This window comes from Geodermatophilus amargosae, from assembly GCF_900116515.1.
Lineage (GTDB): Bacteria > Actinomycetota > Actinomycetes > Mycobacteriales > Geodermatophilaceae > Geodermatophilus > Geodermatophilus amargosae.
The window spans coordinates 182430-193663 of record NZ_FPBA01000001.1; the positions used below are offsets into that span (position 1 = coordinate 182430).

Sequence of the window (11234 nt, forward strand, 5' to 3'; positions counted from 1 at the left end):
GCTGGGGGACACGTGCCGTGGTGGGTGTGGGCGCTGGTGCTGTGGGCGGTCCTCGGAACCGCCCTGGCGGTCAGCGTGGGCAAGGTGGTCGAGGCGGCCGATCGGCGTGAGCTGCGGGGCCAGCGGCCGGCCTGCGAGGACGATGAGGAGGCCTCGCCCGGGAGGGGCGCAAGGCGTCCTGAGCGTCGCGTCCCCACGCTGCCGTCCTGCGGAGCGCTCCGTAGCCTGACCGTGCCGAGGCGTCACCACGGGCGCCGGGGGAACGGCAGGAGGTCGCGTGGCGTGGTGGATGTGGTTGCTGATCGGGTGGCCGGCGGTGGCGTTCGGTGCGGCCGTCGCCATCGGCAGGGCGATCCGGATGGCGGAGCGGCGCGAACACCGCCGGCGTCGCACCGGCGAGGACTTCGATGACGCCGACTGGGACGTGGCGTGACCGCCCTCGGCGGTGAGACCGGTCAGTCGGTCGGACCGAGGATCCTGGCGCGGCGGTCAACGCACCACGCGTGGGGCCTCACCCGGGTGGGACCGCCGCGCCGACGGCGGTCTGCTGTGCGGCGAGCACCAGCAGGACGGTCGATGCCGAGGCGAGCACACCGACGCCGACGACGACCGCCAGGACGACGCCGGCACCGCCCGCGGTGCGCCGGGTTCCGGCCCAGGCGACCACCCCCGGGCGGGCGAGCAGCACGAGTCGCAGCACCGGGCCGGTCAGGAGGGCGAGGCCCAGCCCGAGCGCCAGGACGTCGGCGGTCGACAGGGCGCCGCCGGACGCGTCTAGGCACACCACCAGCAGCAGGACGCCGCACAGGACGGCGTCGGCGCAGGACGCCGGCACCAGCGGGGCGCTGCGCAAGTGGCGCAGCAGCAACAGCCCGCCGAGCACCTGCGCCGCGCCCAGGGCGCTGATGCCGAGGACGGCGACCGCCGCGGGACCGAGGTCCTCGAGTCCGGAGCCTGAGACGGCCACGTCCACGCTCTGCCAGACCACGCCACCCAGGTAGAGGCCGCCCTGGAGGAACGCCAGCAGTGCGGCCGCGGTCGCGGCGCCCGGGCGGGTGGCCGCCGTCGGGGAGTCCACGGATCGCCTCCTGGTCGCGACGGCACCGTACGCAGCCGCCCGGCCGCAGAGGATCACCGCGAGCCCGCGGGCCGTCAACGGGCTGCGGCGCGCAGGGCTGGAGGAGCCCGGCCCGGGTCTCGGCGGTCAGGGCGGTGCGCACGGCGGCGTCGACGGTGGCGGAGAACCCGGGGTCGGCCTCGGGGCAGGCGAGGACCGCGTCGACCATCTCCAGGTGGACGTCGTCGGTGACGACGACGCTGTCGTGATCACCTGCCGGGAGAAGGTGGCCGGCGCGTCCGGGTTCAGCCGCGGGTAGGTGGCCGAGGAGACCATCACGAACGGCTCGGCGTCGGAGCGGGCCAGCTCGCCGAAGGCGGCCACCTGCTCGCTGACAGCGGTGGTGACCGGATCGGTGACGCCGGCGACCTCGTCGGTGTTGGCGTCGACCGGGCCCAGCCCCGGGAAGTGCTGCAGCGTGGGGGTGACGCCGTGGGCGGCCAGCCCGTCGGCCACCGCGTGCACGTGGGGGACGACGTCGGCCGCGGTGCTGCCGTACTGGCGGCCGAAGGCGCCGATCGGGTCGGTGGCCGCCTCGCTGCCGGCCGGGACGGCGTCCGCGACCGGCACGAGGTCGAGGGTGACCCCGGCCGAGGCGAGCTGGGCGCCGAGGGTGCCGGCGAGCGCAGTGACTGATCGGGCGGCAGCTGCCCCTGCTCGTCGGCGGCCGGCAGCCGGTCGAGGCCGGGACCCTGCAGCGCCTGCACCTGACCGCCCTCCCGGTCGGCGGCGACCCAGGGGCGCGGTCCCGGTGCGTCGGAGGCCCAGCGGACGGTGACGGCGGCGAGATCGGCAGCCGGTGCCCGCGAGCGGCCGCCGAGGAAGACGCCTCCCACGCCGTCGGCGAGCAGGTCGTCGCCGGGGAAGAGGTCGTCGAGCTCCACGCCGACGACGAACAACTGGGCCACCTGCGCGCGGCAGTCCATCCTGGCGAGGGCCGCGTCCACCGCTGCTCGACCGGGGCCTCGGCCCGGGGCGATGTCGTCGCGTACGGGCTCGTCGTGGTGGTCGCTGCCGAGGTGGTGCTCGCCCGCGTGCTCGGGGACGGGTCCTCTGCCGGCCCGGAGCAGGCAGTCGGGAGCAGGCAGACGAGCGCGACGGGGTGGCCGCTCGGGACCCGGGCGGATAGGCGCATCGGGCTCCTCGGTGCCGCAGGGAGGCGACGTCGACGGCGGTGTCCCCAGTGTGCCGACCCCGGAGGACGTCCTCCGCACGGCACCATGGGCCGGTGCGGACGACATGGCTGAGGGCGGGCGTGCTCCTCGCCGTCCTCGCCGCCGGCACCGTCGTCGCGCTGACCGTGGAGCTGCCCGACGTCGCCGCGCTGCGGCGCTGGGTGGCGGGCGCCGGCGCGGCGGGGCTGGTGCTGCTGGCCCTCGCCAAGGGCGCCCTGCTGGTCGGGCCGGTGCCGCGGTCGGCGCTGTGCGTGCTGCTCGGCGTCGTCCTGGGGTTCTGGACGGGGCTCGCGGTGTCCCTGGCGGGCGGGATGCTCGGCGCGCTCGCCGCCTTCGGCCTGTCCCGGTCGCTGGGGCGCGAGACCGCCGTCCGGCTGGCCGGCCCGCGGCTGGCGGCGGTCGACCGGGCGGTCGCCGGCCGCGGGTTCGTCGCCGTCCTCGTCGCCCGCGTGCTGCCGGTGATGCCGTACAGCGTGCTGAGCCACGCGGCGGGGCTGTCGGCCGTGCCGCTCGGGGCCTACGCGGCGGGGACCGCGCTGGGGCTGGTGCCCACCACCGTGCTGCAGGTGGGGGTGGGCGCCTCGGTGCCAGGACTGACCGCATGGGCCGCGCGCGCCGGGTCGCCGGTGGGGGTGGCCGGCGCGTCGGTGGTCGTCGTCGCGGTGGCGGGCCTGGTGTGGTGGCGGTCGCGGTGCGAGGACCCGGGAGTGCGCGGACGCGGCTCGTCGACCGCCCGTCGCGGTCGGGCCGGGACGTCGTCATGAGCGCCTTGTTCCCGATCGAGTAGGACGGGCACTGCCTGGCTGTCCGCCGCCCCGCTCCCTGTCGTCGGCCGCTCGAGCGCCGCCGACGGCGACCACGAGCAGTCACCGAGCCACCGGCTCATCCGTTTACGGAGGGTCACGGGCACGCGGGTCGAGGTGTCCCGGCGGTGCCGTCCCCGTCCCACGGGCGTGAGGTCGTCGCGCTCGGCGGGGACCCGTCCTTAGGGTCCCCGCCATGTTGCTGCGGCTTCCGGGCTCCTCCCGGCAAGCCGTCCGCCCTGCTCACCACACGCCGGGGACGGACGTCCGGCTGCTACCCCGACTCACCGCCCTCCGGGCCTTCGCCGCGCTGTCCGTCTTCATCTACCACCTGGAGTTCGAGGGGGTCGTGTCGATCCCCGGGAGGTGGACGGAGCTCGGGTTCTTGGGGTGGCGTTCTTCTTCGTCCTGTCGGGGTTCGTCCTGGCGTGGGGCACCCGGCCGGACCTCCCGGCGCGGACCTTCTGGCGTCGTCGCTTCGCCCGCGTCTACCCCAGCGACTTCGTCATGCTCGCCGTCGCCATGGCGGTGCCCGTCGTGCCCGTGCACCGGGACGCGGAGGCGGCTCTCGCCAACGCGTTCCTGATCCGGGCATGGTGGAGGGCCGACGACGTCGCCTACGGGATGAACGGCGTCTCCTGGTCGCTGAGCTGCGAGGCGTTCTTCTACGCCGTGTTCCCGCTCGCCGTGCTCGTCGTCCGTCGGTTGCCTGGTGGTTTGTCATGGTCCCTGGTGGCCCTGGGCCTGGGCCTCGCCGTGATCGCGTACCTGGCGCGTCCGGGCCTGGCCGACCACCTGCCGTTGGTCCGTGTGAGCGAGTTCCTCCTCGGACTGCTGGCCGGCATCGCCGTCCGGGACGGCTGGCGGCCCCGCGTGCCCGGCGTGGCCGCCGCGGCCGCGTTGACGGTGGGACTGGCTGCGGCCTCGGTGCTCCCACCCGTGGTGAGCAACGCAGTCGTGGCCGTGCCCTTCCTGCTCGTCGTGCTGCACATGACCGGCCGCGACCTCGACGGCCGGTCGGGCTGGCTGCCGAGCCGGGTGCTGGTCTTCGCCGGTGAGGCGTCCTTCGCCTTCTACCTCGTGCACGAGCTGGTCATCGTCAACCTCGCGCCGGTCCTGCCCGACGCCCGGGCGGTTCAGGTGGCCGTCATCAGCGCCGCCGCGGTGGTCGCCGCCGTCATGTTGCACCTGGTGGTGGAGCGGCTGTGCAACCGGCTCCTCCGCGACCGTTCGCCGAGCCTCGCGCTCGCCACACCCACCCACGAAACCCGCTGACCCCGACGGTGCCGGAAGCCCACGCGGCATGGACGTCGACGAGCAGTTGATCATTCCCCGGACGCATCGCCCGCCTCACGAGTGTCCACGCCGGCCGAGGAACATCCTCGGCCGGGCTGTTGGAGCTGGGCCGCGCCGCCGCCCATCGGCAGTCCGTGCGTGACGAGTCGGGCCGCCCGACCCCGACCCGTGTCGGGTCTCAGCCCCTGGCGACCGCGGCGGGGACAGGTCGCACCCGCTTCCCGCGCCGTGCTACCGCGCCGGAGACCCGTCGAGCAGCGAAGCCCGTCCCGGCCACGAACCGCTGGACGGGTCCGAAGCTCACGGCAGCCGGGAGCCCGACCACGTGCAGGCCTGGCACGCTCGACTGCAGATCGCGGTCGAGGATCGGGGAGCCGGCTACCGTGGACACGCCTGCGCGCAACCGGGGGTCCAGGAACAGAAGCCGGCCGAGGTCCACGCGATAGCCCGTGCCGACGATGACGTGATCGGCGCCGAGCACACTCGTCCCGTCCGGCCCCTCGACGGTCAGCTCGGCACGGTCCCCCGACGCTCGAGCGGCCGTGATGTGCGATGCCACGGTCACCGGGACCACTCCCTCGATGCGCGGCCTGAGCCACCACCCTCCGGCCGGCCCGAGTGTCGTCTGCACCAGGTGCACCCGCTTCTGCTCCGGTAGGCGCCGGTACGCGCCCGGCAGCTCGGCGCAGAACAGCAGCTGCCAGCTGGTACCGATGGTGGACACCGGATGGCGGACCCGACGGGGCCACGACTTGCCGGCCGGGTTGACGTTCCAGCCGATCCGGTCAGCCCGTGCCAGCACCTGGGGTCGGGCGCCTGCCTCGTGCAGCAAGGCGGCGGTCTCCAACGCGCTCTGACCTGCGCCGACCACGACGACGTCCCGACCCGTGAAGTGGTCGAGGTCGGCGTGTGCGCTGCTGTGTGTGACCCGATGACTTGGGAGGCCGGCCAGGACATCCGGGACATGGGCGTAGGCCAACATGCCCGTCGCGAGGACCACACGACCCGCGGACAGCGTCGAGCCGTCCCCCAGGTGCAACCGGAAGCCGTCACCGTCCCGGGTGAGGGTGGTGACCTCCACCTGCTCGACGTTCGGCACGTGTCGACGCTGGAACCACTGTCCGTAGCCGGCGAACGTGTCTAGCGGGACCGGGTGCCCCAGGTCGCGGTACTCCAGGCCGTGCTCCGCGGCGTAGCGGCGCAGCGTCGACCGCCCCGCCGGGTCGCTGAGGTTGGAGGCGTGGCCCTCGGACTTGAGGTACATGCCGCGGGGCATGTTGTCGGTCCACAGCGACATCGGCCGGCCGAAGATGCGGTGCTCCACCCCCAGTTCGCTCAGGTGCGCCGCCACGGACAGGCCGTAGGGTCCGGCACCTATCACGGCCACCGGCACCGATCCATCGATCATGTTCCCACGACCTCCTCGTCTCGGTCAGGTGTGGTGTCCGGCGTCTTCCGCCGGGTCAGCAGGTTGCCGACGGCTCGCACGGCGGGCCACGGGTCCCGCAGGTCCAGGTAGTCGTAGGCGGCGGGGCGGACGGTCGCGGCCACGACGGTCCCGACCGCTCGGAGCGGGGTGGGTACACCCGGACACCCCCGTGCCCGTGTGGTGTCCCGTACCCAGCGCAGTTCTCCCCCGAGCCAGCGCAGCCGGACGCCGGTGCGGTAGCCCTCGTGCGCCTGCAGGGAGGCACCGGTCGCCCACTGGTGCTGGAGGACGGGGAACGGGACCCCGGCCCGGGTGGCCGCCTCGACCGACGCCGACAGGCGGGGGTTGACCTCCATGAGCAGGGGCCGGCCGTCGTGGTCACGCCGGAACTCGACCTCCGCGTAGCCCTCCAGCCCGAGGTGTTCCACCAGGCGCGTGGCAGCGGCGGCGCTGTCCGGTGGTAGCGGCACCGTCACCCGGTCGGTGGAGTTGCCGCTCACGACCGACGCTGTGCGGTGGGTCACCACACAGACAGCCGCCCACAGGCGGCCACGCGCGTGGAACACGTGGACCGCCTCACGGCGTCCGGTCACCCACTGCTGGACCAGCGCTGCGGTCCCCTTGGCGAGCACCGATCGCACTGCCGTGCGCAGCTCCCCCGCGTCCCTGGCGGGAATGCAGGTCAGTCGTCCGGTGTGCGCGCCCGACGCCGGCCACGACGTCGCCGGCTTGACGACGGCCGGGAGGGCGATCGAGCGGATGGCGTCCTCAAGGTCGGCCTCGGTGCTCACCGTCCGGCTCAGCGGGACCGCGAGTCCGGCGTTGCGCGCGGCGGCCAACGTGGCGTGCTTGTCGGTCGCGACGGCCAGCGCCTCCTCGGACCCCAGCGCGAGCGCGGTCCGCGACGCGAGGGTGTCGCGATACCGGCGCATCACCGCGACCGAGCCGTCACCCACCGGGAGGAGCATCTCGGCCGGGTGGGCGTCGAGGAGGTCGAGCAGCGCACGCACGTGCTCCGCCTCGTCGGCCTCCAGGTCGGGCAGTCCGCCCCTAACGACCGGGTACCGCGACGCTGCTCCGACGAACGGCCGCCCGGGACGCGAGTCGAGCACGCCCACGGAGCGTCCGGAGCGCGCGAGGCAGCGGACGGCGACGACGGCGGCACGCAGGTTGCCGTCCAACACGAGGGCTGCGAGCTGCTCAGGCACCGGCCGGCCCTTCCTCACCGAGCGGTACCCGTGCAGGAGGCCGGCGCTGGCGGGCCCGCGATTCGACGACGGTCACTCAGCGGCCCGTGGGACCGAGGCGAAGTGGTGGTGACTCGAAACCGCGACCTGTCCGAAGGTCAGCGCTGCGACAGCCAGCACCACCAGGGTGAACAGGCCCTCGGAGAGCCGTGTCGCGGCGAGTAGGACATACACGAAGGGAGTGTCGATCAGCGCTGTGTAGACGGTACGCAGATGGCTCGACAGGCCCGCCAGCCGCATCCCGCCGTCGTCGGACCTGATGCGGCTGGAGGTGAACAGGCTCGCCGTCCGGCTGGCTCCGAAGACCCCGGCGACGAGGAGCACGAGCATCGGATCGCCGCCCTCGGACAGGAGGGCGATTGCGACTGCTGCCGCGATGAAGCAGGTGACGACCGCGTCCACCGTGACGTCGAGCCAGGCGCCGCGCGCGCTCGCTTGCCCGGTGGCCCGGGCGAGCTGGCCGTCCGAGCAGTCGAAGGTGTAGGCGACCAGCAACAGGACACCGGCCAGCAGGGCGTCGGTCAGGTCCGATGCGGTCCCGAGGCGGATGGCGCCGACTACCCCGCAGACCCCGCCCAGCACGGTCAGGACCGACGGTCGCACGCCCAGCCGTCCGGCCAGGTGCGCCATGGCGCCGCCCAGGCGCTCGGGGATCAGCCGGCTCCAGAAGGGGCTCGGCGCCGCGTACTGCAGGTGGAGGAAGTCGTGTAGGGGAGGCACCTGGTGACCGGCGCGCGCGTGCCGCCGCCTGGCGCCTTCGTGAGGCGACCGCTCCAAACGCGTGGCCGCGACGCGGGTCACCAGGCCCCGCCGAGGTCGTGCAGGGCCATGGCCAACCGGTCCTGGTCGCGGGGGGTGCGGACCGCGATCCGCCACCAGCCCCGGCCGTCCCCCATCTTGTGGGAGACGTCCTTGACCAGCACCCCTCGGCGCTCGACCAGCCGCCGCGCGGCCGTGTCAGCGGCGACGGCGTCGCCGGTCAGGCGGACGAGGACGAAGTCGCCGCCGCTCGGGACGACCGCGTCGACGCCCGGGCTGTCCTTGAGCAGCCGGGTGAGCTGCTCCCGGTCGGCCGCGGTCTGCCGGAACGACTGCTCCAGGGCGGGACGGTGCTTGAGGATGATCTCGAGGAAGTTCTCGGCGACCGAGCTGAGGTCCCAGATCGGCGTCTCCTCGGCAATGCGGGCGGCGGTCGTCGGGTCGCTGGTGGCCAGGACGCCGAGCCGGATCCCCGGGACGCCGAGGACCTTGCTGAGGCTCTTGACGACGAGGACGTTGGGCAGTGCGCCGTCGGCGAGGTGCCCGACGATGCTGGGCTCGTCGGAGAAGTCGAGGAAGCTCTCATCCACGACGACCGTCGTCGCGGGGTGGTCCTCGGCGAACCGCCGGATGCGCTCGGTCGCGAGCAGGGTCCCTGTCGGGTTGTTGGGGTTCACGAAGACCACGACGTCGGCTTCCTCGGCCTCGCGCTCCACCTCCGTCCAGTCGATCCCCGGGGCGTCGAGGTAGGTCCGCGCGCCCGGGAACACCCTGGGGTACTCGCCGAAGGTCGGCGCCGGGAGGAGCACCCGCCGGCCGGCGTACCAGGCCCGCAGCCACGGGTAGCACTGGGACGCGCCGGCCACCGCGTGCACGAGCCCGGCCGGCCACTGCAGTGCCCAGGCCAGCTTCTGGTCGAGGATCGACTGCCGTGAGCCATAGCTGTGCAGGAGGTCGGGGAGGTTGAGCCGCAGCTCCGACAGCACGGCCGGCGGTGGGAAGTACTCGTTCCGGATGAAGGCGAAGTCGAGGACGTCGCTGGTCCAGTACCCGCCCCAGCCGGCGGTCAGCGTGTCGTACCGGGTGGCCGGGTTGAAGGTGTACTCGGCGATCCGCAGGTCGTTGGGGTCGTCGATCTCCGCCCAGACCTCGCCGTCCAGGACCTCGGCATGCACGTCGACCTGCTGGACGTAGATCAGCATGCCCAGCACGAGCTCGTAGTAGCAGTTCCGGTCGAAGGTGCTGGTGTAGTACGTCAGGAGCTTGCACAGCTTGTCCCGGCACAGGGCGGCGCTGAACCGGTAGATGTTGAGGGTCTTGTACTTGTCCGTGAAGGAGAAGTTGTCCGGCTGCAGGGCCGGCGTGATGACGGCGGTGATCCTCCCGGAGGGGGAGAGGCTCACGACGGTGCCGTCCATGCCGGCCCGGTACCGGTCGACGAGGGCGACGTCCGGGTGACCAGAGGCGAGCAGCCGGTCGAGGACGCGCGGCTCGTAGACGAGATCGGACTCGATGAGCACGACGTCCTCGTCGAGCTCCATGTGCTCGAAGGCCAGCGCCATCGAGTGGATGTTGTTGGTGGTCTCGTAGTCCGCGTTGTGAACGTACCGGACGTCGAGGTGCGGGTGGTGCCGGGCGACGTGGGTGGTGAGCTCGTCCGCCCGGTAGCCGGTCACGATCGTGACCGGCGTGACTCCGCGGTCGGCGAGGCCGTCGAGGATCCGGTCGATGACCGTCTGTCCGGCGACCGTGAGCAGCGTCTTGTGCAGGTGCTGCGTGAGCGGCTGCATGCGACGACCTACGCCAGCCGCGAGGATGAGAGCCTGCATGGGCACCCCCGGTTCGAGGGGTGTAGTCAATTGTGGGCCTGCTCACGTGTCAATGGACTCCGCGACGGTGGTCACGGATCCGACTGCGGTGGGTACCCGTGACCCGGGGCCGGCACGGCCACCTGCGCCCGAGGGCTCCTCGTGACCGGCGGCCATCCGAGCTGATCGGAGCACCAGCAGGGGCCCGCGAGAGGGGCCGCATCCGACCTCCAGACCCTTACTCTGCAGGGGTGTACGGGGACAAGCGGCCGCTCCTCGGTGTCACCGTCTCGGCCGCGGTGGTGGTGGTGGTTGTCGTCGGACTGACCCTCACGACCGGAGTCGACTGGTTCTACCCGCGACCGATCACCACGGTGGCGATCATGGTCGTCGTCGTGCTGGCCACCCTCATCGCCTGGCGGCTGCTGCCGTGTGCTTGGCGGCCGACGGGGATCCTGCCGGTCGTAGTCGCCGCCGTGGCCGGCTACGTGTTCCTCCGGATCGCGGTGTCCGCGGGGTGGACCGAATTCACGGACCACCAGGTGCTCGAGCCCCTCGAGGGAGAGGTCGACGACTTCCCTACCTGGCTGTTCGCCGCCTTCGGCGGTACGGGGGTGTTAGTCGTCACCGTGCTGGTCAGCCGGTGGGCCGCACGGAGCTCAGGAGACCACGTGCCGCGCGTACGAGCCGTGCCCGAGCGCCGTCCTGGGACGTCGCCTCCGGATCGGGTAGGACCCTGAGACGGACCACGTCGTCGCCCACGCGGACGTCCGTGGTTTCCTCGTCGACCTCTCGGCCGTTGGCCACGGTCCGCGCCCACCAGACGTCACGAGCCAGGACGACCAGCTGTCGGTCGTCCTTCGGGCCGGCAGTCACCCTGGCGTCGTGCATCTCGATGGCGCGGACCAGTTCTTCGGTCGAGCGCCAGCCGTCGGCTCCCAACAGGTCCGCCTCGTGACGACTACGCACGTCAGCTCCCGGGGCACGTTCCCGAAAATTCTCGGGAGTTTCCCCGAAAATCATCATGAGGTTCCGCTCGATCTCGGTGCGGGAGTCGCTCGCGTGCACCCGGTGCCCGTCCCCCGTCCACATCCGGTAGCGCTGGCGGGCGTCGAAGACGTTGGAGTTCACCCACTTCAGCTGGCGGCGGTGTCCCCGCACCCGGTAGCGCGGCCTGATGTCCTCGACGACCACGGCGAGCATCGGACCGGACCCACAGTGCATCTCCTTGTGGGATCCCGGCGGCAAACGGTCCATGTACATGCGAGAGAGGTTGCGCGCGAAGGTGGGGCCGGGTGTCCACACGACCTCGACGACCTCGAGGACCCGGAAGTGCTGCCGGATGTCGGCGAGGATGGCGGCTTCGGCGCGCCGGGCCTCCGACCAGAGCAGGAAGAGGTGGATCTCGGCACGCCTCTTCAGCACGGCCACCTGCGGCACCCCCCATGCTCTGCCTCGCGTCCTGCGGTCGTCGAGGAGAGCACCTTAGACGTGGCACTCCACGTCGCGAGGTCCCGTTCCACCGTCGCGCCGGTGGATGAGCGTGAGGGGACTCGGGTCCGGGTGGCCGGTGGCGTGGCTGTGCACTCCGTGGGAGGAG

10 protein-coding genes are annotated in these 11234 nt (G+C 72.8%); 3 read left to right on the forward strand and 7 right to left on the reverse strand.

The window, feature by feature from the left end; translation table 11 throughout:
* The first annotated feature begins 277 nt into the window (after window positions 1–277).
* Window positions 278–433, forward strand: a complete 156-nt coding sequence (locus tag BM414_RS28980) for a hypothetical protein (RefSeq protein ID WP_175551356.1) — start codon at window positions 278–280, stop codon at window positions 431–433.
* Window positions 434–511: 78 nt separating this feature from the next.
* On the opposite strand, the gene BM414_RS00865 is transcribed toward BM414_RS28980, so the two are convergent.
* On the reverse strand, window positions 512–1078 hold the full coding sequence (locus BM414_RS00865) for a hypothetical protein (protein ID WP_093577567.1): 567 nt from the start codon (window positions 1076–1078) through the stop codon (window positions 512–514).
* A 126-nt stretch (window positions 1079–1204) separates the two neighbouring features.
* Window positions 1205–2401, reverse strand: a complete 1197-nt coding sequence (locus tag BM414_RS00870; protein ID WP_139245671.1) for a glycoside hydrolase family 3 N-terminal domain-containing protein — start codon at window positions 2399–2401, stop codon at window positions 1205–1207.
* Here BM414_RS00870 and BM414_RS00875 point away from each other — a divergent pair.
* Together BM414_RS00875 and BM414_RS00880 are read left to right on the forward strand one after the other, a co-directional pair.
* Window positions 2346–3056, forward strand: a complete 711-nt coding sequence (locus BM414_RS00875; protein ID WP_245784368.1) for a TVP38/TMEM64 family protein — start codon at window positions 2346–2348, stop codon at window positions 3054–3056. The genes BM414_RS00870 and BM414_RS00875 overlap by 56 nt on opposite strands.
* A gap of 429 nt (window positions 3057–3485) precedes the next feature.
* Window positions 3486–4370, forward strand: coding sequence for an acyltransferase family protein (locus BM414_RS00880; RefSeq protein ID WP_175551358.1), 885 nt, complete (start codon window positions 3486–3488; stop codon window positions 4368–4370).
* 199 nt (window positions 4371–4569) lie between these two features.
* Here the strand turns inward: BM414_RS00880 and BM414_RS00885 are convergent, their stop codons facing one another.
* The 5 genes from BM414_RS00885 to BM414_RS00905 all read right to left on the reverse strand — a co-directional run bounded on the left by BM414_RS00885 (window position 4570) and on the right by BM414_RS00905 (window position 11065).
* Window positions 4570–5799 carry an FAD-dependent oxidoreductase gene (locus BM414_RS00885; RefSeq protein WP_093577570.1) on the reverse strand — a complete coding sequence of 410 codons (1230 nt, stop codon included), beginning with the start codon at window positions 5797–5799 and terminating at the stop codon, window positions 4570–4572.
* On the reverse strand, window positions 5796–7028 hold the full coding sequence (locus tag BM414_RS00890; RefSeq protein WP_093577571.1) for a carboxylate--amine ligase: 1233 nt from the start codon (window positions 7026–7028) through the stop codon (window positions 5796–5798). Before BM414_RS00890 ends, BM414_RS00885 begins: the two co-directional genes overlap by 4 nt.
* 72 nt (window positions 7029–7100) lie before the next feature.
* The gene (locus BM414_RS00895; RefSeq protein ID WP_093577572.1) at window positions 7101–7868 is read right to left on the reverse strand and encodes a CDP-alcohol phosphatidyltransferase family protein; all 768 of its coding nucleotides are present in this window, start codon (window positions 7866–7868) and stop codon (window positions 7101–7103) included.
* On the reverse strand, window positions 7865–9655 hold the full coding sequence (locus tag BM414_RS00900; protein ID WP_093577573.1) for an aminotransferase class I/II-fold pyridoxal phosphate-dependent enzyme: 1791 nt from the start codon (window positions 9653–9655) through the stop codon (window positions 7865–7867). The genes BM414_RS00895 and BM414_RS00900 overlap by 4 nt, the downstream gene beginning before the upstream one ends.
* Before the next feature lie 615 nt (window positions 9656–10270).
* A complete protein-coding gene (locus BM414_RS00905; protein ID WP_139245672.1) occupies window positions 10271–11065 on the reverse strand; it encodes a hypothetical protein in 795 nt (264 codons plus the stop codon).
* Window positions 11066–11234: the final 169 nt, after the last annotated feature.

Excerpts from the sequence above, each read along its gene's own strand:
- BM414_RS00885 (WP_093577570.1), bottom strand. The coding sequence starts at position 5,799 with ATGATCGATGGATCGGTGCCGGTGGCCGTGATAGGTGCCGGACCCTAC.
- BM414_RS00900 (WP_093577573.1), bottom strand. The coding sequence starts at position 9,655 with ATGCAGGCTCTCATCCTCGCGGCTGGCGTAGGTCGTCGCATGCAGCCG.